The organism is Sulfitobacter dubius, assembly GCF_027214245.1.
In the GTDB taxonomy this organism is placed as follows: Bacteria; Pseudomonadota; Alphaproteobacteria; order Rhodobacterales; family Rhodobacteraceae; genus Sulfitobacter; species Sulfitobacter dubius_A.
Genome location: NZ_JAPWHM010000006.1, coordinates 115,629 through 141,462 on the forward strand (window position 1 = coordinate 115,629; position 25,834 = coordinate 141,462).

A 25,834-nucleotide genomic window follows, 5' to 3' on the forward strand; every position below is an offset into this window, starting at 1 on the left:
AGGGCACGCCCAGCCTCACCAAATCGCCTACCCGGTCGCACCAAAGGTGCGCCCATATAGGCTGGCACGCCTCCGGCGTGACGGGCGGGCAGGCGACGGCCCGGCGCCTGCGGCTTGGTTTCGGGCTGGGGTGGTAGTCCTGAACGGCTTTGCTATCAATGCTGCAACCGCCCTCACAAACGGACCCCACCATGACCGACCACACCACCACCCACGCCGCTGACGAAGACGTCCGCAACCGCGACATCAAGATCTACGTCAACGGCGACATCGTTCACCGCGACGAAGCCAAGGTCTCGGTCTATGACGCGGGGTTCATGCTAGGCGACGGCATCTGGGAAGGCATGCGCCTCTATAACGGCACATGGGCGTTCTTCGACGAGCACATGGACCGCTTCTTCAACTCCTGCAAAGCGATCTCGCTCGATGTGGGGATGGACAGGGCAGGCATCGCAGACGCCCTGCGCCGCACGGCAGAGGCGAACGACATGCACGAGGACGTGCACTGCCGCCTGATGCTGACCCGAGGGATCAAGGACAAACCGTTCCAGCACCCCTCGCTCAGCACCACCGGGCCGACGCTGGTGATCATCATGGAGCATTCCAAACCCGTGGATCGCCTGCAATCTGCGGGCATTCGTTTGGCGAGCGTCCCGCAGGTGCGCGGGCTGCCACATAGCCAAGACCCCAAGCTTAACAGTCATTCCAAGCTGAACTGCATCATCGCCTGCCTTCAGGCCGAGGAAGCGGGCGCGGATGAGGCGCTGATGCTCGACCCGCATGGTTTTGTGAACACCACCAACGCTTGCAACTTCTTCATCGTGCGGCGGGGTGAGGTTTGGACCTCGACCGGGGACTATTGCATGAACGGGGTGACGCGGCAAAAGGTGATCGACCTGTGCCATGAAAACGGCATTCCGATGCGGGAGAAGAACTTCTCGCTCTACGAGGCTTATGGCGCGGATGAAGCCTTTCTCACTGGCACCTTTGGTGCGCAGACCCCGGTGGCAGAGATTGACGGCAAGGCCATCGGCAGCGGAGAACGGCCCGTCACCAAACGCATTCAGGCGCTTTATAAAGAGCTGATCAAACAGCACACGGCCTAAGGGCCAAGCGGTGCCCGCCCCCGCGAAGGGGCGGGCGGCATTTCAGGACACCATGCGTTTCAGCGCTGGAATACGGCGCAGCAGCAGCCAATCCAGCAGCCCGACGACCAGCAGGGTGATCCCCGCCATGGGAAAGGCCAGCGCCACGGCCAGCCCGACCACGACCGCGCCTTTCCACAGCGTCATGTTACGCGGCGCAGGCGGGGCCGACAGCCAGCCTGCGGGATTTGCCGGGCGGCGTTTCCACCACATCACCACGCCAGAGACGCAGAGAAAGATCACCGACAGGCAAAACAGCGTATTAGCTAGAACGCTCGGCCAACCCAAGGTGCCCATATGCAGCGCGATGCCCACGGCCATCGCCTTGCCCGCCAGCGAGTAATCCGCATAGCGCACATCGGCGAGGATCTTGCCCGTGTGCTGATCAATATGCACCGTGCGGTCGCTGGTGGGGTCGGTCGCATCGGTGTTCATCGTATCCCGGCTCAGGGTCCAGACACCCTCTTTGCCCTGCGGCAGGTTCATCTGATACCGCGCATCAAAGCCGATCTGCCGTGCCAGCGCATTGATCGTGTCGAGCGTGGCAGGCGTGCCTTCGGCTAGTCCTGCGATACCTGCGTCACTGCCAGAGGCGGGCATTGGTGTCTGCTCCAACGCCCACGGCACTTCCTTGGGGCCGTGGTTCATCTTGGCGTGGATGTCATCCGACAGCGGCGCATCCCACTTCTCTGCGGGGAATTGGCTCCATGCCTGCACCATTTTTTCCCCCCAGACTCCGGCCCATGACAGGCCCGAGATGAGGAAGAAGAACAACACGACCGACACCCAAAGACCGATCGCCCCATGCAGAGATTTCCACAAGGTACGACCACGGCTCAGTCGCGGCAGCAGCGCTGCGCGCCAGCCGGTGCCGCGCGGCCACCACAGGTAGAGCCCGGTCGCAATCAGCACCATCCCAAGCGAGGCCGCAATCTCGATCATGCGGTCGCCTCTGACGCCAAGCAGCAGGTTGGCGTGGATGTTATCGGCCATGTCATACCAGCCACTGCGGCGCGGAAAGCTGGCGAGGATTTCGGCGGTATAGGGGTCGACGGCGACCATCGTCGCCACGTCATTCGCATCGACGCGAAAGATAGCGGCCAGATCACCGGCGCGGGGGGCGACATATTGCACAAGGGTGCCGCCTTCGATGGTGGCCTGCGCAGCTGCGGCCTGTTCGGAGAGGGCGAGGGGCGCGTCTTGGGGTGTGACGGCAATCCGCTCCCCGTCCCGCCCGCCGATAAAGGCAATCAAAAGCATCACAAGCCCGGTCAGGGCAAGCATGATGAAGAAGGGGATGACATAGAGCCCGGCATAGAAATGCCAGCGCCAAGCGGCGCGGTAAAAGCTGTTCGCATGCTGCGTGTTGTCGTTTTGCAAAGCTGTCGCGCCTGCAGGAGTGATGGAAACCATATGTTTGGTCCTCTGACTGAAATGATTTGTTGGATAAGGGGCAGAGAAGCCGTGGCGGCGCCCGTGCGCGTTTGACGGCGGCGCGGCGTGGTATTGGCTGCGCGCTTGGGGCAGGGGGCAGCGGTGGCGCGGGATCAATGGCGGCGGCTAAGGGGGCCACCACCAGCCCCTTGCCTAGCGCGGCGAGGGGGTGCTGGTTCCAGTCGCAGGGTTTGTGTTCAGGCTCAACCGGTGTGCCATCCGGCCCGACAGTCACCGTCTCCACCCCGTGACCTGTGCACAGCAACATGGTCAGCGCGCCCTGTTGACGCTCTGGCATGGTTCCGGGCGCGAGCGCCGAGAACGCCCCAAACAACACCACCACCGCCCAGAGGCAGAGGTGTCGAAGCGGGCCGGTCAACGCCTTGCGGCGCATCCTGCTGCTGACTTGGGGTTAGTGTTTTTGCGCGTGAGCGCCGTGATCCATGGCGCCCGCATCATGCCCACGGCGGCTTTCGACGTTGAATATCACCTCCAAGGTCCCGGCCTTTTCAAAGGTCAGGGTGGCGGGGATTTTCTCGCCTTCCTCGAAAGGGTCACCGTCGAGGCCCATGAACATGATATGCAGCCCACCGGGCTTAAGCGTCACCGTCTCACCTGCGGGCAGATCGAGGCCGTCGATATGCGACATGCGCGCGACGCCCATATCATCGGTGGTCGTCTCATGGAGAGAGACTTCGTCGAAGCCCTCGGCGCTGATGCTGATGAGGCGGTCTGCGCTGTCTCCGCCATTGGTGATCGTCAGATAGCCGCCGCCGACGCGGGCGGTTTTCGGGGTTTCAAAGGCCATCGGATGATCGACGGTCAAAGCACCTGCGGTGTATTCATGCGCGTTGGCGGGCAGGGCAAGTAGGGCAGCCATGGCTGCGGTATAGAAAGATTTCATTGTCGTGATCCATTGTCTGAGTATTGCGAAAGAAGCGATGGCTCAGACGAGTGGCGGCCCCCGGACGGGCGGGGGCGCCCCCGCAGGGCTGCGCGGTGCGCCGAGGGCACGGGCCGCACGCGGCGTGGCAAAACGCAGCCTCCCGCCCGGCAGCAAGACATCTGCCGGGGTCGGCAAGATCACCGCATTGACGATCCGGCAGGCTTCGCAATCCAAGGCCGCATGGTAGTGGCTTTCGAGCGGGCCGTCGCAAAGATCGCTCAGCGTGCCGCCCGCTTGGATAAAGGCGATAAAGGCCGGGTCTTGCTGTACCTGCGCGGTCGCACGATGTGCGAAGGGCAAGCTAGCAAGGGCCAGCACCAGCAAGAGGGTCAGGCTGACCCGGAGCGAGGATATGCGCGAAACGGCGGACATGCGCGCTGATACCGCGGCTGACGCCGCAACGCTATAGGGCGCTTTGGTCTGCGACGTGATGTCGTAGGGGTGCTGTGCGGTAGTCGGTGTTGGCTATCGGGGGAGTGTGTTGGCTGGGATGGTAGGATTCGAACCTACGGTACACTGTACCAAAAACAGTTGCCTTACCACTTGGCTACATCCCAACACAGGGCGCTAATTAGAGTTCTCTGGCCCGGGGTGCAAGACCCGTTTTTGATAAATTAGCCTATTCTTCGGCGGCATCAACGGAGAGCAGGTCTTTGCTGGGCAATTCGGCGCGTTCCTGCGCGACGATGCGGGTCAGCTCACGCTCGGTGTGGGGTGCGACGGGCTGTGCAGCGGCGGGATTCGCGGGCGCATTCGGCGTTTGGGGCGAATCGTGCGGCGCGGTGGAGGACGATTCGCTTTGGGTGATAAGCCGATAGGCGGGAGGCTCTGCGGTAAGCCCTGTCGCGTCGAAGGCGGCCAATGTCAGGCGAATCGCTTCGCTGCGCGCGGCGGCCAGATCGGTGGTCTCTTGGTTGATCCAAGCGGCGAATTGCATGTTGATCCAGTGATCAGCGACCTCCTCAACCCATGCGGCGGCTTCGGGGGAGGGGAGGACGAAATGCAGGTCGTTCAGCACCTCCAGCGCCAATTCCCAAGCGCGGGCCAGATCGGCATCACTCGCGACTGAGAGCGTAAAGGTGAAGCGCCGCTCGGCATTGCGTGAGTAGTTGATGATCCGGCTTTTAAAGACGGTGGCATTGGGAATGCGCACATGATTGCCATCGTAGCTGAGCAGGATCGTGGCGCGGCTGGTCAGGCGGATCACCTTGCCGGTGTCGCCATCAATCTCGACCGTGTCATTGGGGCGGAACGGCTGGCGGATCGACAGCATGATGGAGGCGATGAAATTCTCCACGGTGTCGCGCACCGCGAAACCGATGGCGAGGCCGACGATCCCCGCCGCCCCAAGGATGCCCGAGAGAAGCGCCGTTGCGCCGAGGATATCAAGCGCCACGACTAGGGCCGCGATGATAAAGGCCAGTCGGATGATCTGGCGGTAAATATCAGCGATAAAGGCATTGGGGGCGAGCCGCTCCCACGGGTTGCGCAGCCGCGCTAGTGCCAGCCCGGCAACGACGATCAGGGCAAAGACCCCAAGTGCCACTAAGGCCAGCGGCAGGAAAGCCACGGCCTGCTCCATCCGCGCCGTGAAGCGGTCCACTGCGGGGTTGAGCCGTTCGGACACATCGGTGCTTTCGCGGACCTCGTTGCGGATCGCCACCACTCCTTCGACACGGCCTGCGAGCTCGCTCAGACGTGCGGCGCTGGCGGTGTCGAGCGTGGTGCCGCGCAGGGTGACTATGCCGGAAGAAACCGAGACGCTGACCTTCTCAAACCCTTCAAGCTCGCGCAGGATGGCGCGGATGCGGTTGGCGATGGCGGCATCTGCCGTGGCGTCCCCTTTGACGGCGATGGTGCCTTCAGGCTGGTCGTTGTCCTGCGCCGACGCAGGGGGCACCGGCAGGGCAAAAAGCAAAAGCAGGCACAGGATCAGGCGGGGCAGGGCGGCAATCAGGCGCATGGGGGTCTCCGTCAACGGACAAGGCCGCCGCCCCTTCATGAGGGCGGTGGCTTGGTCAATTAGCGCACTACCCCCGACAATCGAGCAGCACCGCCCCGCTGCGCTGTCCGGCCTCGACAAGTTCATGGGCACGGGCAGCTTCGGAGAGCGGCAGGACCGTATCGACAGGGCAGCGCAGGGCGCCATCTTCCAGCGCATGATGCAGGCGGGTGATCGCCTGTTCGCGCGGGCCTGCGGGCAGCAGGTAGATCAGGATGATGTCGATGGTCACCGCTTTGAACAGCAGCGGGTAGAAGGGCAGTGTGGGCGACATTTCCCCTGCCGAGCCATAGGCGGCGATGCGGCCGTTGGGGGCGATGACTTCGGTATCGGTGGTGAGGTTCAGGCCGAACTCCGTTTCGACGATGGTCTCGACAGGCTTGCCGCCGTTGGCGTCCAAAACGGCGGCGGCGAGATCGGGATCGGCGTAGCTCAGAACCGCATCAGCGCCAGCATCGCGGACCAGATCACTGTCGCGCGGGCTGCAGGTGGCAATCACCTTGGCCCCGCCCCATTTCGCCAATTGCACGGCAAGGTAGCCCACCGTTCCGGCACCGCCTTGAATGAGCACCGTCTCCCCGGCCACGCCGCCGCCGCCAAAGACGGCGTGGCAAGCGGTCAGCCCCGGAATGCCAAGTTGCGCGCCGGTCTCAAAAGAGACGCCTTTGGGCAGCGGCACGGCCTGATGCGCGGGCAGGGTGGTCTGCTGTGCCGCCGTGCCAAAGGCGCGTTGCCACTGGGCGTTCCAAACCCAGACCTTTTGACCCACACGGGCAGAATCGACGCCCGCACCCACCGCGATAATCTCTCCCGCGCCGTCGCTGTGGGGGATGACCTGTGGGAAGGGTGGTTTGGTCACGCCGGGGCGGGTGCCTGCGCGGGCCTTGACGTCAGAGGGGTTCACGCCCGAGTGGCTCAGCGCCACGCAGACCTCGCCGGGTTGCGGTGCGGGGCTGTCGATTTCCGACAGGCGCAGCACATCGGCAGCGGCTCCGAATTGGTCATAAGTGATGGCGTGCATGGTGCTTTCTCCGGCTTGAATTCAACGCGCAGAGTGGCGCATGCGCCGGGATCATGCAATTGGCCTGAAAGGCCGGCTTATTCGCGCAGTTCCTGAGGGCCGACACCCCAAAGCCGTACTTTGGGCGCCCAGCCGGTAAATCCGCCCGAGCGCAACTCGCACCATTCCAGCGTGCATTCGCCCAAACGCGCCACCACGCCCAGTTCCAGCCGCGCCACAACGGCGGCCTTTGGGTCGGGGTTGACGTGAAGTTGCAGCATGTCTTGCTCAACCAGCACGGTGCGGGTGCCCGACAAAAGCGAGTAATGCACCCAGCCGCCCATGCCGTCGCGGTCCTCTACCCGGCGCCAATGGCCGTGTTCGGCGGTGATCCTGAGCGGCAGGTCGCGGCGTTTGTAAACCCAGTCGATCCGGTGCGACAGCGAAGGGCCACGGCGCACGTTGCCCTCGGAAGTTTTAAGCGAAACGAAACGGGGGAGGGGGAGGTTCGTGACCTGTCCGCGCGCCTCTTCTGCGGCCCCGGGGCTTGCCTGAGCCAAAAGCAGCGCGCCCACCAAAAGGGTGCTGCGAAAGAAAGCCGTTATCATGGAATTGCCTGCTATGCGGTTCACTGCTGTGGGTCGGTGCTGTGCAAATCTGCGGGTTATTGTTGCTCTTTTTCCGGCGCGAGTTCTTGTGCCTCGTCGCTGCATGAGACACCATGCCCCGGAAACGAGGCGACGCCAAGACCGGGAGAGCAGGCATGTCAAAGAAGCGGTTGAGTGTTGTAGTGACGCGACGGTTGCCAGAGGCGGTGGAAATACGGCTATCAGAGCTGTTTGACGTGACCCTACGCGAAGATGACAGGCCCATGACCCGCGAGGAGTTGGGCGCGGCGATGCGCCAAGCGGATGTGCTGGTGCCGACGATCACGGATGAAATTGACGCGCCGCTGATCACGCAGGCGGGCGAGCGGCTGAAGCTGATCGCGAATTACGGGGCGGGGGTTGACCATATCGACGTGGCCACCGCACGCCAGCGCGGCGTATTGGTGTCGAACACCCCCGGCGTGCTGACCGACGATACCGCCGATATGACCATGGCGCTGATCTTGGCCGTCACCCGCCGCATGCCCGAGGGCATGGCGGTAATGCAGTCTGGCAATTGGGATGGCTGGGCGCCGACGGCCTTGATGGGCGGTCGGGTCGGCGGGCGTCGCTTGGGCATTCTGGGCATGGGCCGGATCGGTCAAGCCGTGGCGCGCCGGGCGCGGGCCTTTGGGATGCAGGTGCATTACCACAACCGCAAACGTCTGCGCGAAGAGGTCGAAGGCGCTTTGGAGGCGACCTATTGGGACAGCCTTGATCAGATGGTCAGCCGGATGGATGTGATCAGCATCAACTGCCCGCATACGCCCAGCACCTTCCATCTGATGAACGCGCGCCGTTTGGGCTTGATGAAGCGGGACGCTGTGATCGTAAACACCTCACGCGGGGAGGTGATCGACGAGAACGCCCTGACACGGATGCTGCGCGCTGGCGATATCAAAGGCGCGGGGCTGGATGTTTATGAGCATGGCCGCGAGATCAACCCGCGCCTGCGTGAGTTGAAGAACGTCGTTCTGCTGCCGCATATGGGGTCGGCCACGCTTGAAGGCCGGATTGAGATGGGCGAGAAGGTTTTGATTAACATCAAGACTTTCGATGATGGCCACCGTCCGCCGGATCAAGTTGTGCCCTCCATGCTTTGACCCCCGGACGGCTGCGGCGACGCGGGTCTTTCGGTTGGATTTTTTTACAAAGATGCCGCCGCAAGTTTTTGCGGCATGAGGATGCTATTGGGAGATAAGACGTGACGAAAATCGCAGATTTGCCGCGAAATGAGGCGGGGATCGCCGCCGCGCTGGACGAGTTGCAACAAGCCTTCGGGGACAATCTGCTGACCGGCCAAGCCATTCGCGAGCAGCACGGCCACACCACCACATGGATCGACACGCAAGCACCCGACGCGGTCGTCATGGCAGGTTCGACCGAAGAGGTGGCGCAGGCGGTGCGCATCTGTGCGGCGCATAAAGTGCCGGTGATTGCCTTCGGTACGGGAACCTCGCTCGAAGGACATGTAAACGCCCCCGCGGGCGGGATCTGCATCGATGTCATGCAGATGGACCAAGTGCTTGAGGTCAACGCGGGTGATCTTGATTGTCGGGTGCAGCCCGGTGTGACCCGCGAAGCGCTCAACACCTATCTGCGCGATCAGGGGCTGTTCTTTCCGATCGATCCCGGTGCCAATGCCTCGCTCGGTGGGATGACGGCGACACGGGCCAGCGGCACCAATGCGGTGCGCTATGGCACGATGAAAGACAATGTGTTGAGCCTTGAGGTGGTCATGGCCGATGGCCGGGTGATCCGCACCGGCGGTCGGGCGCGAAAATCTTCGGCGGGCTATGATTTGACGCGGTTGATGGTGGGCTCGGAAGGGACACTGGGGATCATCACGGAGATCACCTTGCGCTTGCAGGGAATTCCCGAGGCGATCTCCTCGGCGCGTTGTTCTTTCCCGACGGTGCAGGCGGCCTGTGAGACCGTTATGGCAGTGATCCAATACGGTCTGCCCGTGGCGCGGATCGAGCTTTTGGACGCCGATGTGGTGAAGGCCGTGAACGCCTATTCCAAGCTAACCCTGCCCGAAACCCCGCTTTTGTTGTTGGAATTCCACGGCTCGGACGCCGGGGTTGTCGAACAGGCGGAAACCTTTGGCATGCTGGCCGAGGAATTCGGCGGCACCGGCTATGCGGCGACCACCACGCCAGAAGAACGCAACAAACTGTGGCAGGCGCGGCATGATGGCTATTGGGCGGTGCTGGCGCTGCGCCCGGGGTGCAAGGCCGTGGCAACGGATGTCTGCGTGCCGATCTCGCGGCTCGCCGATGCCGTGGTCGCGGCACAGGCGCGGGCGGAGGAGTTGAAGCTGATCGCGCCCATCGTAGGCCACGCAGGCGACGGGAACTTTCATGCCTCGCTGTTGATCGACATGGACGACGCCGACGAGGTGGCGCGGGGCGAGGCCTTTGTAAGTTGGTTGGCGGAATTGGCTATCTCCATGGATGGCACATGCACCGGCGAACATGGGATCGGGCAGGGCAAACGGGCCTATCTGAGCAAGGAACTGGGCGCTGCGGTGGATGTGATGGCGACGCTCAAGGCGGCGTTGGATCCGGACAATATTTTGAATCCGGGGAAGATCTTGCCGGGGTGAGATGGGGCGGCCTGCCCTGATGTTGTACGGCGGGACATGTGGTGCACGGTATTTGGAAAAGGATGAAGTTGGGGGAGGGGCGCTAAGACGCGGGATTGGCGCGTTTGGTGAGGGGGTAAGGTCGGTTTTTGGCCATGTTGGGTCGGCTGGTGCCTGCGATCTTTGGCCTTGCTGCGTACAACGGGGTGAGCCTAGGGCAGAGGGATTGGCAGATGAAAACGCAAGTCAAAGCATTGGTTGTCGGGGGCGGCGCGGTTGGCACGTCGATTGCTTATCATCTGGCTAAGGCGGGCTGGGATGATGTGATGCTCTTGGAGCGGGATGAGTTGACCTCGGGCTCGACTTGGCATGCGGCGGGGTTGCTGCCGTTGTTCAACATGTCTTTTGCGACGACACATATTCATCAGTATTCGGTCGAGTTTTATAAGACCTTGGAGGCTGAGACCGGGTTGAATGCTGGTTTTGCCGTGGTGGGCAATCTGCGGATGGCCCAGACCGAAGCGCGCATGGATGAGTATATGCTCTATGCCTCGACCGCGGAGACCTGCGGTGTGCCGTATGAATGGCTCACCCCGGATGAGATCAAGGCGAAGTGGCCGCTGATCGAGACATCGGATTTGAAGGGTGCGCTTTATCACCAGACGGACGGATATATTAACCCTGCAGATGTAACCATGGCCATGGCCAAGGGTGCGCGGCAGCGGGGTGTGGCGATTGAGCGTAAGTTGCAGGCGGATGCCTTTGCGTGGAATGGCACCCACTGGGAAGTGACCTGTACGAAGATGGTGGAGAAGGGCGGCAACCTTGTCGCCAGTGATGAGCAGATCGTCATTACCGCTGAGCATGTGGTGACCGCGAGCGGCAACCATGCGCAGCGCACTGCGCGGATGCTGGGGATCAAGATGCCTGCGATTCCCGTGGAACATCAGTTTATCGTCATGGACCGCGATCCGGCGCTGGTTAATTATCGGGCAGCTGGCAATGGCGAGCACCCGGTGATCAGGGATGCCGATGCGCAGAGCTATGTGCGCGAGGAGCGGGGCGGCTGGATCCTTGGGGTCTATGAGAAGAACGCGCCGGCGCGGTTTGAATATGGGGTGCCGGACAGTTTCCGGGCCGATCTGTTCCAGCTCGATCTGGAGCGGATCGAAGATCAGTATATGGCGATGAACCACCGTATCCCCTCGGCTGAGGATTGCGGGTTGAAGGACGATTTCAACGGGCCGATTTGTTATACGCCCGATGGTAATCCGCTGGTCGGCCCCGCGCCGGGCTTGCGCAACATGTGGTTGGCGGAAGGGTTTTCGTTTGGGATTACGGCTGCTGGGGGCACGGGCTATTACCTCGCGCAGATGATGGTTGAGGGCGAGGCCGAGATCGATATGGCGAGCCTTGATCCCAAGCGCTACGGCGATTGGATGACCACGGAATATGCCGCGCGGAAGAATGAGGAAGCCTACGATCACGTGTATACTCTGCACCACCCGGATGAGGAGCGTCCGGCGTGCCGGCCGCTTCGGACCTCTCCGGCATATGATCGGCAGGCGGCGCGGGGAGCGCAATTTGGGCAGGTGAATGGCTGGGAGCGGCCGAATTATTTTGCGCCTGCGGGGTTTAGCGACCATGACAGCCGATCCTTCCGACGCGGGGGCTGGTGGCAATATGCGGTGGAAGAGGCGAAAGCCATTCGCGAGGGGGTGGGGCTGATTGATGCCACGGCCTTTACTAAGCATCTGGTGCGCGGGCCGGGGGCGACGGCTTTCTTGGATTGGTTCACCTGCAACAAGCTGCCGTCGGTGGGGCGGATTAACCTGACCTATGCGCTAACGGGGGCAGGGACGACGCGGACGGAATATACCATCGTGCGGCTGGCGCAGGATGAATATTATCTGGTCTCTGCGGGGGCGTGGTCGGCTTATGACAGTGACTATCTGCGCAAGGCGATTGCGGACAAGATGCCTGAGGTTGGTTATGTCGAATGTCATGACGTAACCACGCAATGGGGTGTATTTGCGATTGCGGGGCCGAAGTCGCGTGACGTGTTGCGGGACTTGGTGCGCGATGCAGAGCCCGACACGGTGCTGAGCAACAAGCGGTTCCCCTGGCTGACCATGCGCAACATTGAGCTGGGCATGGTGCCGGTGCGGGCGATCCGGGTGGCCTATACCGGGGAGTTGGGCTGGGAGCTGCATCATCCGATTGAGATGCAGAACCATCTGTTTGATGCGTTGGAGAAGGCCGGGGAGCCGCATGGCATGAAGCTGGTCGGTGCGCGGGCGCAGAACTGGCTTAGGCAGGAGAAGAGCTATCGCGCCTTTGGCAATGAGTTGGGCCGCGATGCGACGCCGTTGGAGGCGGATTTGCCGCGTTTCGTGGACCTCAGCAAAGAGTTTCACGGGAAGCAGACGATGCTCGATCACGGCATTCGCGTGAAATGCGTGACGGTTCTGATTGACGGGCCGGAGGATGCGGACCCTTGGGGGCGCGAGGTGCTTTACAATGGCGAACGGCGCACCGGGCGGCTGACCTCGGGTGGCTATTCGGTCGCATTCGGCAAGAGCATCGGCATGGGCTATGTGCAACTGCAAGACGCGGTGGTAGGCACGAAGCTGAAGGTAAAGATGCTTGATCAATTGTGGGAGGCCGAAGTGGTCGAAGACAGTCCCTATGATCCGAAGAACCAGCGCATCCGGGCGGACGGTTGATCCGGCGGGGGGTGCTCGCATTTTTCTGTGTGCTGGCGCTGACGGCGGCGTTATTGCGGGACAATCCGGTTGTCAGCGCGGCGCAGGGCTATGCCGCGGATGTGGCGACCACGGCGGCGGCGTCCTATGTCACGTTGCGCACGTTGAACGCCTTTTTGTCGACCGCGCAGGAGATCGAGGTGGGGCTCTCGTTCATCGCTTCGGGCTCAGCGCGGCCATTAAAAGTGTTGGAGCCGATTGACGACACGGTTGAGCGTATCGCCGGGTTGGTCTTTGGCGTGATGGTGGCTACGGGCGTGATCGCGGTGGCCTTGGGGCCGGTGAGTGCGATTGGCTTGGGGTTGTTGGCGGCAGCGCTGGCAGTCTGGGCGCTGAGTAAGCGCGGTCACGCAGGGCTGCCACGGCGGCTGGCGTGGTATGGCGGGTTTCTGGGACTTGCCTTGCCGCTGGCCTTGGTTGTGTCCGAGCCGCTGGCGGGGCAGCTTACCGAAGGGGTCTATCTGCGCAATATGGAGGTGATTGAGGAGATCACCGCCCGTGTCGGCGGCAGTGAGGCTTTGGGTGAAGAAGAGCCGGGTCTGACAGAATACCGACAGCTTGCCAGCAACCTTTGGAGCCGGGCGGATGAGTTGATTGGCGCGCTGTTGGCGGTGCTGGGCGTGCATGTGTTTCGGATATTCTTGCTGCCGCTTTTGTTGGTAGGCGGGCTGTTTGTCGTGGCGCGGCATTACGCGCGGGATTGAGGGCGGCCGCAAGCGGCGCGCGCGGGGCTGAGGTGGCGCAGCGGTATTTAAGAAAGGATGAAAGGGGGGAGGTGCGCCCCCCTTTGGCTTTAGCGTGCGGCGCGGGTGGCGACCCAGTTTTGCCATTGGGCGCTGCTGCCGGAGAAGGCGTTGAGGTCTACGTCACCGCCGATGCCGGGGACGATGCCGGTGGCGCTGTATTGCCAGAAGCGCCAAGTTTGGCCGGGGTAGGCCTCGGCGGGGGTCTTGGCGGTGGTGCGCAGCCAGAAGTCATAGCCGTTAAAGCCAGATAGGCCATTTTCGCGGTAGAATTTTGGCGTTGTGTAAATGATCGGGCGTTGGCCGTAGTGTCGCTCTACCACGGCTAGCCAGCGGCGCATTTGGTCGCGGACCTCTGATGCTGGGGGCCGGATGTGGGCGCAGGTGGGGGAAAACGGATTCCATTCCATGTCGAGCACCGGGGGCAGCATGCCGGGGGTGCGCGGCACGTTGCGGATGAACCAACGGGCCTGATCCTCGGGCGAGGTGCAGAAGTAGTAGAAGTGGTAGGCGCCGCGTTTGACAGCGGCTTGGCCTGCGCCTTGCCAATGGGTATCGAAGTTAATGTCTTTGAGGTCGCCGCCTTCAGTGGCTTTGATGAAGGCGAAGTTCACACCGTTTCTGCGGGCGGTGTTCCAGTCGATGTTGTTCTGAAAACGGGCCACGTCGATCCCGTGGACGGGGAAGGATTGCGGATTGCGACCGTTGAAGTCCACCGGGTCACTGTCGCTGAACCGCGCCGGGAAGAGCGTGCCGGGATCGGCGGGAGGCGGGCTGCCGGGGCGGCCGCAGGCGGCGAGGGCCAGAAGCGACAGGATCAAGGCACGGCGAAGCATCATGGGCTGGGGTTTCCTGCGATAAAGGCGAGATTGTTGGCGGGCATGGCCACTTCGTCGATGGGGCTGAGGCCAGCATCGCTGAGCCAGCGGGCCATGTCGAGGTTGTCTTTGTAGCCGATCATTGGGTCTGCGGCGCGCAGTTCGGCGTCAAAGCGGGTGTCGCCGGGAGAGGTGGTTTGGCCTGCGCGTTTGAACGGGCCGTAGAGGATGAGCTTGCCGCCGGGGGCAAGGGCGGCGGCAGCCTCGGTGATGAGGCATTGGGTGGCTTCGGTCGGGATCAGGTGCAGGAGGTTGGCCAGCATGATCAGGTCGAAGGGGCCATGCTCGGCTGCCCAGCCGGGGCTGGTGGCGTCGAGCGGAAGGGGGGAGGCGATATTGGGCAAGGCGGCCTCGGCTGCGTAGGCGTTGATGCTGGCGCGGCGGGCGGTGTCGATGTCGCTGGGGTGCCATGTGAGACCGGGGAGGCGTCTGGCGAAGCCCAGGACATGTTGCCCGGTGCCACTGGCAATCTCCAGCGCGCGGCCTGTTGGTGGCGCGTGATCCGCCAGCAGATCGCAGAGCGCGTCGAGGTTGCGCGCGGCGGCGGGTGCGAAGAGCCGGTCGCCGCCGGCAGCCTCGGCGACGCTGGCACTGGGCGGCAGGCGGGTCATGTCTGTTCTTCCAGCCGATCGGTGGCGGGCGGGGGCGTGGGCGAGAGGGCTGCAATCGCGGCGTAGGTCTGCGGCGTCATCTGATAGGTCAGCGCCGCGAGCGAGGGTTCAAGCTGCGCCAAAGAGCGGGCAGAGATGATCGGCGTCGGCCGCGTGGGGTGGGCTGCGGCCCACGCCACAGCGAGGGTTGCAGGATGAGTGCCCAGATCGCGGGCGAGAGCGGCCAGTCCGGCTGCGGCGCCGTGCATTGCTTCTTGACCGTAGCGGGCGGCATAGCGCTCATCTTCGCTCAGGCGGCCTGTGCCCCCGGTGGCGTATTTCCCGGTCAGCAAGCCGCCGCCCAGAGGGGAGTAGGGGGCGACGAGGATTTCGAGGTCGTGGGCCATGGGCAGAATCTCGACCTCGGCCTGACGTTTAACGAGGTTGTACATCGGCTGGATCACGGCGATCTCCAAGCCGAAGTCGGCGGCGATATGGGCCGCTTTGACGACCTGCCATGCCGCGAAATTCGACAGGCCTACCTGACGGATATGGCCCTGCTCTTTCAACTCGGCCAGCGCAGCGAAGCTTTCGGTCAGCGGTGTCTCGGGGTCGAAACGGTGCAGGTAGAGCACGTCGAGCGTATCAAGCTGCATTCGCTGGCGCGACATCTCGGCTGAGGCGAGGATATTGGCGCGCCCTGCGCCGCCGGTATAGGCGGCTTTGGTGGCTACGATCAGGCTGTCGCGGCGCTCCTGCACGAATTGGCCCAGCAGCGTTTCAGAGGCCCCCTCGGTATAGACATGCGCCGTGTCGAAATGGGTGATCCCCGCCTCGACACAGGCGTCGAACATCGCGCGCGAGGCCGTCGCATCAGCGCGACCACCGAACTGCATGGTGCCGAAGGCAAGGCGGCTGGCGGGGGTGCCGTCAAGGCTGGAGAGCATCTGGTTCATGCACGATTGGTGGCATGGGCGCTGCCCGCGCGCAATGGGCTTGGCGCGGGGCAGGCGGTGGGGCGCTAGCCGTCCTGCGGCTCGCCCTTTTCCAGGGCGCGCTGGTAGGCGGGGCGGTTTTGGATCATCTCGACGAAGCCTTTGAGGGCGGGGTAATCCGCGGCGCGGCCTTGGCGCATGGCAACCTCGGCGGGGAAGCTCAGCATGATGTCGGCTGCCGACAGCGTATCTTGCACGAAGTGGCCGGAGGCCCGCACGAGGCTGTTCATATAGCTGTAGTGGTTGTCCAATTCGGAACTGATGCGCGGGTGCAGAGGGGCTGCGGCATCGCCCAAGCGCGAGACATAGAGGTTGAGCAGGATCGGCGTCATGGCAGAGCCTTCGGCGAAATGCATCAGCTCCATATGGCGCAGGAAGGCGGGCGTATCGCGTTCGGGGATCATCTCGGGCGCGAAGCGGGTGCAGAGCAGATCGACAATGGCAGCGCTTTCGACAACCAACTGGCCATCAATCTCAATCATCGGGGACTTGCCCAGAGGGTGCACCAGTTTCAATTCGGGCGGGGCGAGGTTGGTTTTGGCATCGCGCTGGTAGCGGATGATATCATAGGGCTGATCCAACTCCTCCAGCAGCCAAAGGATGCGCTGCGAGCGGGAGCGGTTGAGGTGGTGCACGGTGATCATGGCAAGCGCCTTTCACAAAGAGGGAAGGGCGAGCCTAGCAACCCCGGCGCGGGCCGCAATGGAAAAGGGGCGCACGGTTGCCCGCACGCCCCTGTCAACGGTGAGCCGATTCGGCTTACTGCGGGATGGTGCCTTCGATGCCTTCGACATAGAAGTTCATGCCCGCGAGCGTGCCGTCATCGGCGGTCTCGCCCTCGGCCAGCCACGCGGAGCCGTCCTGCTTGTTGATCGGCCCGGTGAAGGGGTGGTATTCGCCCGATGCGATCTTGTCTTTCATTTCCAGCGCTTCGGCTTTCACGTCGGCGGGAACGGCGTCAGAGATCTCGCCAATGCCGACCATGCCCGGCCCGATGCCGTCCCATGTGTCGGTGGATTCCCATGTGCCATCCATGACCGCTTTGACGCGCTCGATGTAGTAGGGTGCCCAGTCGTCAATGATGGAGGAAACGCGCGGCTTGGGGCCGTATTGCGCCATGTCGGAGGCTTGACCGAAGGTGATCACGTTGCCCGCTTCCTGTGCTGCCGCCTGGGGAGCTGTGGAATCGGTGTGCTGAAGGACCACGTCAGCGCCCTGTTCGATCAGAACCTTGGCGGCGTCGGCTTCTTTGGCCGGGTCAAACCATGTGTAGGCCCAGACGATTTTGAACTGAACGTCGGGGTTTACTTTCTTGGCGTGGATATAGGCAGAGTTGATGCCGCGGATCACTTCCGGGATCGGGAAAGAACCGATGTAGCCGATGATGTTGCTTTCGGTCATCGAGCCCGCGATGTGACCCTGAATAGCGCGGCCTTCGTAGAAACGCGCAGAGTAGGTCGAGACGTTATCAGCGCGTTTGTAGCCGGTGGCGTGCTCGAACTTCACATCGGGGAATTTCTTGGCGACGTTGATGGTGGGGTCCATGTAGCCAAAGGAGGTGGTGAAGATCAGGTCGGCACCGTCGAGCGCCATTTGCGTCATTACGCGCTCAGAGTCCGGGCCTTCGGCAACGCTTTCGACGAAAACGGTCTCGACCTTATCGCCGAACTCTTCTTCGACGGCCAAGCGGCCTTGGTTGTGCTCATAGGTCCAGCCGCCGTCGCCCACGGGGCCAACAAAGACAAAGCCGACCTTGGTCTTGTCTTGGGCTACAGCGCCCGAAGCAAGGCCGAGCGCAAGTGCCGCGCTGGTCATAAGGGTTGATAGTTTCATGAGGTTTCCCCTGTTTACGTGCCCCTTGCCGGGGCTTGATGTGCGGGCGATGCCGCGTGACGTGATGCCCCTAGTTCGAGGCGTGGAAGGTTCGGCCCAGTGAGGCCGGCGCGGCGCTTTTGTCCGCCGACAGCACCACCAGAACGATGATGGTGATGATATACGGCGACATTGCCAGATACTCTACAGGAATGGCAACGCCCGCGCCTTGCAAGTTCAACTGCAACTGGGTGATGCCGCCGAAAAGATAGGCACCCAGCAGCGCGCGCCATGGTTTCCACGAGGCGAAGACGACGAGGGCAAGGGCGATCCAGCCGATCCCGGCGGTCATGCCTTCGGTCCATTGCGGCACGCGGATCAGGCTGATGTAGGCCCCGCCCAAGCCCGCGCAGGCCCCGCCGAAAAGGATCGCGGCAGTGCGGATGCGTTTGACCTTGTAGCCAAGCGCATGGGCCGCGTCGTGGCTTTCGCCCACGGCGCGCAGGATCAGCCCGGCGCGGGTGAATTTCAGCACCGCCCAGACCCCGGCGACCAGCGCGATGCCAAGGTAAAGGATGATGTCATGGGTGAAGAGGACTGGCCCGATCACGGGGATTTCCGCCAGCGGGCCGAAGTCGATATCGCCAAGCCGGGGCGGTTTGATCCCGACGTAGCTTTGGCCGATCAACGCCGAGAGGCCGAGGCCAAAAAGGGTGAGTGATAGGCCTGAGGCGACCTGATTGGCGAGCGCCACCTGCGTCAGAAAGGCGAAGAGCAGGCTGAGCACAGCACCGCCCGCGGCGGCGGCGGCGAAACCCAAGAGCGGCGATCCGGTCTCGACCGCCGTGGCAAAGCCGCAGATTGCGCCGGTGATCATCATCCCCTCGACGCCGAGGTTCAGCACGCCGGATTTCTCGACCACCAATTCGCCGATGGCGGCGAAGATCAGCGGCGTCGCGGCGACGAGGAAGCCTGCGACGAACAAAAGCGGGTTGATTGCAGAGAGATCCATCAGGCAGCCTCCGCCGCGCCAAGGCGCAGCCGGTAATGTGTGAAAACGTCCAACGCGAGCAGGAAGAACAGGAGCATCCCTTGGAACACTTGGATCGCAGCGGCGGGCAGGCCGAGGTTCGACTGCGCGATGTCCCCGCCAATATACGTCAGCGCCATCAGCCCGCCCGCGAGCAGAATGCCGATGGGGTGCAGACGGCCAAGGAAGGCCACGATGATCGCGGTGAACCCATAACCTACGTTGAAGTCGATAGTGATCTGACCGGAGGGGCCGGAGACTTCGAACATCCCCGCAAGCCCGGCGAGCAGGCCAGAGGTGCCGAGGCAAAACAGCACCAGCCGCGCCGGGTTCACGCCCGAGAAACGTGCGGCGCGGGGGGCTTCGCCTGTCACGCGGATGGCAAAGCCAAGGCGGTGTTTGGCGAGTAGGACGTAGGCGAATATCACCGCGATCAGCGCCGCGACCACGCCCCAATGCATGCCTGACCCGGCGAACAACTCGGCGTTATGGGCAGAAGCGTATTGTTGCAGGTTGCGCGAGCCGGGGAAGCCGTAGCCCTCGGGGTTTTTCAGCAAACCCAATGACATAGAAGCAAGGAATTGCTCGGCCACATAGACCAGCATCAGCGAGACAAGGATTTCATTCGTGCCAAAACGCACCTTCAAAAGGGCCGGGATCATCGCCCACGCCCAACCGCCCAAGGCCCCCGCGAGCACCATCAGCGGGAAGATATACCAGCCCTCCGCAGGGTAGAACGCCAGCCCTACAGCTGCGCCAAAGATGGCGCCCATGATGTACTGCCCCTCGGCCCCGATGTTCCAGATGCCCGCTTTGAACCCAAGGCTCAGACCGATGGCGATCAGCACCAAGGGCGCGCCTTTGATCAGCAGTTGCGGGCGGTAGTAAAAGGCATATTCGCCGAACAGTGGCTGCCAAAAAATCGTTTGCAGCGCCTCTACCGGGTCTTTGCCCAGCACGGCGAACAAGAGCCCGCCGAAGATGAAAGTGGCCAGCACCGCCATGATAGGCGTCGACAGCGAGAGGGCCCGGCTGGGCTGCGGGCGCTTTTCAAGGCGGATCACAGATCACCCCCAATGGTCAGAGTGAAAGATACGGAGGCTGTGTCAAACATGCGCCACCTCCATGCCATGCGCGCCGCCCATCATCAGGCCAATCTCTTCGACAGTCAGCCCCTGCGCGGGGCGTGTTGACGACAGGCGGCCTTCGTTTAGCGCGGCGAAATTGTCGGAAATCTCCATCAACTCGTCTAGGTCTTGGCTGATGACGATCACGGCGGTGCCGCCGGAGGCGAGGTCCAAAAGTGCCTGCCGGATCGCGGCGGCGGCAGAGGCATCGACGCCCCAAGTCGGCTGGTTCACCACCAAAAGCTCAGGCCGTTGCAGCACTTCGCGTCCGATAACGAATTTCTGCAAGTTCCCACCCGATAGCGACCGCGCCGCATTGCCGGGGCCGGGGGTGCGCACGTCGAATGTCTTGATGATCTTCTCGGCAAAGCTGCGCGCCTTGCCCCAGTCGAGCATACCGCCCCGCTCCAACCCTTCGCGGGCGGCACCGGTGAGCATGGCGTTTTCCGTCAGCGACATGTCCGGCACGGCGGCGTGGCCGAGCCGTTCTTCGGGGGCCGTCAAGACGCCAAGCGCGCGGCGGGCGGTGGGGCCAAGAAGGCCGATGTCGCGCCCGTCAAAGGTAATCATGCCCGCCCCGACCAGTGTTTCGCCCGAGAGCGCGTTGAGCAATTCGTCCTGCCCATTGCCCGCAACGCCGCCGATGCCCAGCACCTCACCGCGTCGCACCTCGACCGAAATCTCGCGCAGCGGCATGCCGAAAGCATGGGCCGACCGCGCCGAGAGTTTGTTGAGCGTCAGCGTCACTTCGCCCGGCTCTTTGCTGTCGCGCGTGGGTGTTTTCAGCGCGCTGCCGACCATCATCTCTGCCATATCGCGCGCCGAGGTCTCGCGCGGGGTGCAATGGCCGACGACCTTGCCCAACCGCAGGATCGTCGCGCTGTCGCACAGGCTGCGGATTTCTTCGAGCTTGTGCGAAATATAAAGGATCGCGGTGCCCTCTGCGCTGAGTTTGCGCAGGGTTTTGAAAAGGATTTCAACTTCTTGCGGTGTCAGGACCGATGTCGGCTCGTCCATGATCAGCAGTTTGGGATCCTGCAGCAGGCAACGGATGATCTCAACCCGCTGACGTTCCCCCGCCGACAGATCGCCGACGATACGGTCCGGGGCCAGCGGCAGGCCGTAGGTGTCCGACACATCGCGGATTTGCTGGCTGAGTTCACGCATCCGCGGCGGGTTTTCCATGCCGAGGGCGATGTTCTCCGCCACGCTGAGCGCATCGAAAAGCGAAAAGTGTTGAAACACCATGCCGACGCCCGCCTGCCGTGCGGCATGGGGGTCTGCGGGGGCAAAGTTCTCGCCCCGCATCTGCATCTGGCCCGCGTCAGGTTTGACCAGCCCGTAGATCATTTTGACCAGCGTAGACTTGCCCGCGCCATTCTCGCCCAGCAGGGCGTGAACCTCGCCCGGGGCGATCCGCAGGGACACGTCATCGTTCGCGACAACGCCGGGGTAGGCCTTGGTCAACCCAGAGAGGTCGAGAAGTTTGTCAGTCATGCGGAAACCTTTGTCTGGGTCCGGGCGATGAGGGAGATCAACGCACCATGTGCAATCTGGGCGGGCAGCTTGCCCAGCGACTTATCGCCAATAGGGCAGATGATGCCAGAGGGATCCAGCCCCATGTCGCGCAAGCGGCGGGAAAACCGTGACTTTTTTGTGTCAGAGCCGATCAGGCCGACGCTCTCTGCCCCGCGTTTAAGCAGGGCAGCGCAGAGGGCGAGGTCGATGTCATGGGAATAGGTGAAGATCAGGTGATGCGCGTCGCGCGGCGCGTGGGCGGCAAGGCGCGGCATGTCGGCGGCGGGGGTGGCGGTGACATGGGTCGGAATCTCGGCGGGGAAGCGGTCGCGGGCGCTGTCGATCCATGTGATGGCAAAGGCCCGGGGCGGGCAGGCGGCCACCACTGCGCGGCCAACGTGCCCCGCGCCCCAGAGCCAAAGGGGCGTGTCGCTCTGCACATTCGGCAGTGGCAGTGGGGTGGCCCCGTCCAATGGGCGCGGCGAGGTTGTGTAGCGCAGGCTCACCGCGCCGCCACAACATTGTCCTAGGCCGGGGCCGAGCGGCACGGTCTGCGTGTCCTCAAGCCGCCCGTTGGCTAACATTTTGCGAGCATGTGCAATCGCCTGATGTTCCAGCGCCCCGCCGCCGATGGTGCCGTCGATGCTGTCGGGCGAAACCTTCATCGCCGTGCCCGCATCGCGCGGGGCCGAGCCGCGCGTGGCGGTGATCTCGACGAAGATCGCGGTCATTTCCGCGCCCGTCCCACGGCGGCAAGGACGGCCTCGGCGGTGCCGGGGGCTTGCAGGTCGCCGTAGCTGTCGCCGCAGGCCGAGACCGCATGCGACAGCGCCATGAAGGCCGAGATGCCGAGCATGAAGGGCGGCTCGCCCACGGCTTTGGAGCGGTAGACCGTCTGCGCCGGGTTGGGTTGGTCCCAGAGCGTCACGTTGAAGACGGGCGGCCGGTCGGAGCAGGCGGGGATCTTGTAGGTCGATGGCGCGTGGGTGCGCAGGGTGCCGGTTTCGTCCCAGACCAGTTCCTCGGTCGTGAGCCAGCCCGCGCCTTGCACGTATCCGCCCTCAATCTGGCCGATGTCCAGCGCCGGGTTCAGCGAGGCGCCCGCGTCATGCAGGATGTCAGTGCGCAGAATGCGGTTTTCGCCGGTCAGCGTGTCGATCACCACTTCGGTGCAGGCGGCACCATAGGCGAAGTAGTAGAACGGCCGCCCGCGTCCGGCGATGCGGTCCCATTCGATGTCGGGCGTCTTGTAGAATCCCGTGGCCGAAAGGCTGACGCGGTTTTCATAGGCCGAAGCGGCGGCGGCGGCAAAGGTGATCTCTTCGCCCCCGATCTGCACCATGCCGTCGGTGAACTGCACCTGATCGGGCGTGGTCTGGTAGCGTTCGGCCAGATGCGCGGCCATACGGTCGCGGATCGTGTCGCAGGCGTTCTGCGCGGCCATGCCGTTGAGGTCAGAGCCCGAAGAGGCCGCCGTGGCCGAGGTATTGGGCACTTTGGCAGTGTCGGTGGCGGTGATCTTGACCAGTTCCGGCGAGACGCCGAAGCGCGAAGCCGCGACCTGCGCGACCTTTTGGAACAGCCCTTGCCCCATCTCGGTGCCGCCGTGGTTCAGGTGGATTGAGCCATCCTGATAGACATGCACCAGCGCGCCCGCTTGGTTGAGGTGGGTAAGCGTGAAGGAGATGCCGAATTTCACTGGGGTGATGGCGATGCCGCGTTTTAGCAGCGGGTTTTGCGTATTCCACTCGGCGATTGCCGCGCGGCGGGCGTCATAGTCGGCGCTTTCGACCAGTCGGTCGGTCAGCGCGTTGATAATGCAATCGGTCACCGGCTGTTGGTAGGGCGTGGTCTGCACATCGGGTGGCGTGGCCGGGATTGCGGGTTTGCCCGTCGGCACAGGAGGCGCACCGCGTGACGATAGATCGGCGTCCGCATCCGGCGGGGTGCGGTTGTCGATCGCGGTGCCGGTGTTCTCCACCTCGGTCGGGCGGTGGGCATTGTCGGCGTAGTAGTTGGCGCGGCGCACGGCGAGCGGGTCGAGGCCCAGCTCTTGGGCGATATGGTCCATCACGCGCTCAATGCCGACGATCCCCTGCGGGCCGCCGAAACCGCGAAACGCCGTGGCGCTGGCGGTATTGGTGCGCAAGCGGTGCGAGGTGATGCGGATGTCGTGTAAGTGGTAAGCATTGTCGGCGTGCAGCATGGCGCGGTCAGCGACGGGCAGCGACAGGTCCATCGACCAGCCGCAGCGGGTGTAATGCGTGACGTCGAGCGCGGTGATCCGGCCCGCCTCGTCGAAGCCGACATCGTAGCTGATGCGGAAATCATGCCGTTTGCCGGTGATGATCATATCGTCATCGCGGTCATAGCGCATTTTGCAGGGTTTGCCGGTCAGAGACGCGGCGACAGAACAGGCAATCGCCAGCGCGTTGCCTTGGCTTTCCTTGCCACCGAAACCGCCGCCCATGCGCCGCGTCTCAACCCGCACGGCATGCATCGGGCGGCCGATGGCATGGGCTACTTTATGCTGAATTTCGGTCGGGTGCTGGGTCGAGGAATGCACCAGCATGTCGCCGTTGTCCTGCGGCAGCGCCATGGCGGCCTGACCTTCGAGGTAGAAATGCTCCTGCCCGCCCATCTCAATCTGGCCCGAAAGGCGGCGGCTGGCCTTGGAGAGCGCGGCCTCGGCGTCGCCTTTTTGGTAGATGCGCGGGCCGTCTTCGAACCGGCTGTCGGCGGCGAGCGCCTGCTCGACGGTCAGGATCGGATCGCGCGGGGTGATCTGCGGCTTGCCCAGTTGTGCGGCACGGCGGGCAGCGAGATGACTGGTGGCCACAACCAGATAAAGCGGTTGGCCCGCGAAATGGATTTCGCCCGTCGCCAAAAGCGGCTCGTCATGGTTCGACGGTGAGGTGTCGCAGTCATGGACGAGATCATCGGCGGTCAGCACTTTGACCACGCCGGGCGCAGACCGCACGGCGTCGAGGACCAGACCAGTCAACTCGCCCGCCGCGACGGGGCTGAGGCCAAAGGCCAGATGCAGCGTGCCGCGCGGGGTGGGGATGTCGTCGACATAGCGCGCGGCACCGGTGACATGGAGCATCGCGGCGTCATGGGGAAGGGGCTTTGCAACGCTCATGCCGAGACCTCCTGCAGGTTGGTGGCTTGACCGTTGGCGTCATGGAAATAGCGCAGCAGCATGTTTTGCGCCGCCTCCATCCGGTAGCTGGCAGAGGCGCGCATGTCCGACAGTGGGGTGAAGTCTTGTGCCATCGCCTCCATCGCCTTGCGGATGGTGTCTTCGCTCCACGGTTGGCCGACGAGCGCCGCCTCAGCCGCAGCAGCGCGTTTCGGTGTTGCCGCCATGCCGCCAAAGGCGATGCGCGCGGTGAGGATTTCGGTGCCATTGCCAGTAATCGAGATACAGCCGCAAACCGCCGAAATGTCTTGATCGAAACGTTTCGACAGTTTGTAGCAGCGCAGCGTGTCGTGCTGGCGCGGCACGGTGATGGCTTCGACGAATTCGCCCGGCGCGCGGTCTTGTTTGCCGTAGTCAAGAAAGAAATCCTCTAGCGGCAATTCGCGCCGCGCGTCGCCGCGACGCAGGTGCAGGGTCGCCCCAAGCGCGATCAGCGCGGGCGGGCCGTCACCGATCGGTGAGCCATTGGCGATATTGCCGCCCAGCGTCGCCGCGTTGCGCACCTGCGTCGAGCCATAGCGGCGCAGCATGGTGCCCAAGCTGGGGTGCAGGGGGGCAAGTTTTGCCTCCACCTCGGTCAGCGTGGTCATCGCACCGATCCGCAGGCCGGTTTCATCCTCGGTAATCCCGCGTAGATCGGCGCAGCGGTTGAGGAAGGCCACGGCGCCAAGATCGCGGAAGCCTTTGGTGACCCAAAGACCCACGTCCGTTGCTCCGGCGATCAGCGTGGCATCGGGATTGTCGAGATACCAAGCGGCGAGTTCGTCGCTGCTTTCGGGCTGCACATGCGGCGCGCCTTTGGCTTTGGCGGGGGCTGGGATGTCCTGCGCCAACTTGTCCTTGAGGCTGCGCAGATGTTCTGGCACCGGCGCGCCTTCGGCGGCTTTGGCCGCGCGGATGATCGGCGCGTAGCCGGTGCATCGGCAGAGGTTGCCTGCCAGTTGCACGTCATGATCCGTCGCCCCATTAAGATGCGCCGTGGCCATCGAGACGACGAAGCCCGGCGTGCAGAACCCGCACTGGCTGCCGTGGTGTTCGACCATGGTCTCCTGCACCGGATGCAGCGTGCCATCGGCGCTCGCCATGCCCTCGACGGTGGTGACGGCTTTGCCGTTCACCTGCGGGAGGAAGAGGATACAGCCATTGAGCGCGCGACTGCCGTTTTCATCGGTGATCATTACCGAACAGGCTCCGCAGTCGCCCTCGTTGCAGCCCTCTTTTGTCCCGGTCAGCCCGCGTTCTTCGCGCAGCCAGTCAAGCAGGGTGGTAGTCGGGGACACGTTGGAGAGTGACACGACTTCTCCATTGAGAAGAAAAGTGATGTCCATTGGTTCTCATCCGCCGCGGTACAAAGTGGCCCATATCATTGCGCGGGGTTCGATGCGGCGTAGAACCGGGCGCGGGCGAGGTAGA

Annotated in this window: 22 protein-coding genes and 1 tRNA gene; 5 read left to right on the top strand and 18 right to left on the bottom strand. The window is 63.3% G+C overall.

Annotation, left to right across the window (positions count from 1 at the left end):
• Nucleotides 1-191: 191 nt before the first annotated feature.
• Entirely contained in the window at nt 192-1,106 is a 915-nt protein-coding gene (locus O4H31_RS16100; protein WP_269347427.1) for a D-amino acid aminotransferase, read from the top strand.
• A 42-nt stretch (nt 1,107-1,148) separates the two neighbouring features.
• Here the strand turns inward: O4H31_RS16100 and O4H31_RS16105 are convergent, their stop codons facing one another.
• From O4H31_RS16105 to O4H31_RS16135, 7 genes are all read right to left on the bottom strand, one after another.
• Nucleotides 1,149-2,558, bottom strand: coding sequence for a PepSY-associated TM helix domain-containing protein (locus tag O4H31_RS16105; protein ID WP_269347429.1), 1,410 nt, complete (start codon nt 2,556-2,558; stop codon nt 1,149-1,151).
• Nucleotides 2,559-2,991: 433 nt separating this feature from the next.
• Nucleotides 2,992-3,483: a copper chaperone PCu(A)C gene (locus O4H31_RS16110; protein WP_269347431.1), complete on the bottom strand. Its 492-nt coding sequence runs from the start codon at nt 3,481-3,483 to the stop codon at nt 2,992-2,994.
• Nucleotides 3,484-3,525: 42 nt separating this feature from the next.
• Nucleotides 3,526-3,897 (bottom strand): hypothetical protein, encoded by a 372-nt coding sequence (locus tag O4H31_RS16115; RefSeq protein WP_269347434.1) that lies wholly within the window; start codon nt 3,895-3,897, stop codon nt 3,526-3,528.
• A 110-nt stretch (nt 3,898-4,007) separates the two neighbouring features.
• A tRNA-Gln gene (locus O4H31_RS16120) sits at nt 4,008-4,082 on the bottom strand.
• Between the two features lie 62 nt (nt 4,083-4,144).
• Nucleotides 4,145-5,488 (bottom strand): mechanosensitive ion channel family protein, encoded by a 1,344-nt coding sequence (locus tag O4H31_RS16125; RefSeq protein ID WP_269347436.1) that lies wholly within the window; start codon nt 5,486-5,488, stop codon nt 4,145-4,147.
• A 67-nt stretch (nt 5,489-5,555) separates the two neighbouring features.
• A complete protein-coding gene (locus O4H31_RS16130; protein ID WP_269347438.1) occupies nt 5,556-6,548 on the bottom strand; it encodes an NADPH:quinone reductase in 993 nt (330 codons plus the stop codon).
• Nucleotides 6,549-6,625: 77 nt separating this feature from the next.
• Nucleotides 6,626-7,135 (bottom strand): SH3 domain-containing protein, encoded by a 510-nt coding sequence (locus O4H31_RS16135; RefSeq protein WP_269347440.1) that lies wholly within the window; start codon nt 7,133-7,135, stop codon nt 6,626-6,628.
• A gap of 155 nt (nt 7,136-7,290) precedes the next feature.
• On the opposite strand from O4H31_RS16135, the gene O4H31_RS16140 reads away from it, so the two are divergent.
• The 4 genes from O4H31_RS16140 to O4H31_RS16155 all read left to right on the top strand — a co-directional run bounded on the left by O4H31_RS16140 (nt 7,291) and on the right by O4H31_RS16155 (nt 13,230).
• A complete protein-coding gene (locus O4H31_RS16140; protein WP_269347442.1) occupies nt 7,291-8,277 on the top strand; it encodes a 2-hydroxyacid dehydrogenase in 987 nt (328 codons plus the stop codon).
• 101 nt (nt 8,278-8,378) lie between these two features.
• On the top strand, nt 8,379-9,782 hold the full coding sequence (locus O4H31_RS16145) for an FAD-binding oxidoreductase (RefSeq protein WP_269347444.1): 1,404 nt from the start codon (nt 8,379-8,381) through the stop codon (nt 9,780-9,782).
• 212 nt (nt 9,783-9,994) lie between these two features.
• Nucleotides 9,995-12,487, top strand: coding sequence for a GcvT family protein (locus tag O4H31_RS16150; RefSeq protein WP_269347446.1), 2,493 nt, complete (start codon nt 9,995-9,997; stop codon nt 12,485-12,487).
• 11 nt (nt 12,488-12,498) lie between these two features.
• On the top strand, nt 12,499-13,230 hold the full coding sequence (locus O4H31_RS16155) for a hypothetical protein (protein ID WP_243265636.1): 732 nt from the start codon (nt 12,499-12,501) through the stop codon (nt 13,228-13,230).
• Nucleotides 13,231-13,319: 89 nt separating this feature from the next.
• On the opposite strand, the gene O4H31_RS16160 is transcribed toward O4H31_RS16155, so the two are convergent.
• From O4H31_RS16160 to xdhA, 11 genes are all read right to left on the bottom strand, one after another.
• On the bottom strand, nt 13,320-14,108 hold the full coding sequence (locus O4H31_RS16160; RefSeq protein ID WP_269347450.1) for a GH25 family lysozyme: 789 nt from the start codon (nt 14,106-14,108) through the stop codon (nt 13,320-13,322).
• Entirely contained in the window at nt 14,105-14,758 is a 654-nt protein-coding gene (locus O4H31_RS16165) for a class I SAM-dependent methyltransferase (protein WP_259982715.1), read from the bottom strand. The genes O4H31_RS16160 and O4H31_RS16165 overlap by 4 nt, the downstream gene beginning before the upstream one ends.
• The gene (locus tag O4H31_RS16170; protein WP_269347453.1) at nt 14,755-15,693 is read right to left on the bottom strand and encodes an aldo/keto reductase; all 939 of its coding nucleotides are present in this window, start codon (nt 15,691-15,693) and stop codon (nt 14,755-14,757) included. The genes O4H31_RS16165 and O4H31_RS16170 overlap by 4 nt, the downstream gene beginning before the upstream one ends.
• A 65-nt stretch (nt 15,694-15,758) precedes the next feature.
• On the bottom strand, nt 15,759-16,376 hold the full coding sequence (locus O4H31_RS16175) for a glutathione S-transferase family protein (RefSeq protein ID WP_269347455.1): 618 nt from the start codon (nt 16,374-16,376) through the stop codon (nt 15,759-15,761).
• A gap of 115 nt (nt 16,377-16,491) precedes the next feature.
• Complete coding sequence (locus O4H31_RS16180) at nt 16,492-17,565, bottom strand: BMP family ABC transporter substrate-binding protein (RefSeq protein ID WP_067935771.1); 1,074 nt, start codon at nt 17,563-17,565, stop codon at nt 16,492-16,494.
• 70 nt (nt 17,566-17,635) lie between these two features.
• The gene (locus O4H31_RS16185) at nt 17,636-18,556 is read right to left on the bottom strand and encodes an ABC transporter permease (RefSeq protein ID WP_269347458.1); all 921 of its coding nucleotides are present in this window, start codon (nt 18,554-18,556) and stop codon (nt 17,636-17,638) included.
• The gene (locus tag O4H31_RS16190; RefSeq protein ID WP_269347459.1) at nt 18,556-19,638 is read right to left on the bottom strand and encodes an ABC transporter permease; all 1,083 of its coding nucleotides are present in this window, start codon (nt 19,636-19,638) and stop codon (nt 18,556-18,558) included. The genes O4H31_RS16185 and O4H31_RS16190 overlap by 1 nt, the downstream gene beginning before the upstream one ends.
• A gap of 42 nt (nt 19,639-19,680) precedes the next feature.
• A complete protein-coding gene (locus O4H31_RS16195) occupies nt 19,681-21,198 on the bottom strand; it encodes an ABC transporter ATP-binding protein (protein ID WP_269347461.1) in 1,518 nt (505 codons plus the stop codon).
• On the bottom strand, nt 21,195-21,950 hold the full coding sequence (gene xdhC, locus O4H31_RS16200) for a xanthine dehydrogenase accessory protein XdhC (protein WP_269347463.1): 756 nt from the start codon (nt 21,948-21,950) through the stop codon (nt 21,195-21,197). Before xdhC ends, O4H31_RS16195 begins: the two co-directional genes overlap by 4 nt.
• Nucleotides 21,947-24,361: a xanthine dehydrogenase molybdopterin binding subunit gene (gene xdhB, locus O4H31_RS16205; protein WP_269347465.1), complete on the bottom strand. Its 2,415-nt coding sequence runs from the start codon at nt 24,359-24,361 to the stop codon at nt 21,947-21,949. Before xdhB ends, xdhC begins: the two co-directional genes overlap by 4 nt.
• Nucleotides 24,358-25,749 carry a xanthine dehydrogenase small subunit gene (xdhA, locus tag O4H31_RS16210; protein WP_269347466.1) on the bottom strand — a complete coding sequence of 464 codons (1,392 nt, stop codon included), beginning with the start codon at nt 25,747-25,749 and terminating at the stop codon, nt 24,358-24,360. The genes xdhB and xdhA overlap by 4 nt, the downstream gene beginning before the upstream one ends.
• Nucleotides 25,750-25,834: the final 85 nt, after the last annotated feature.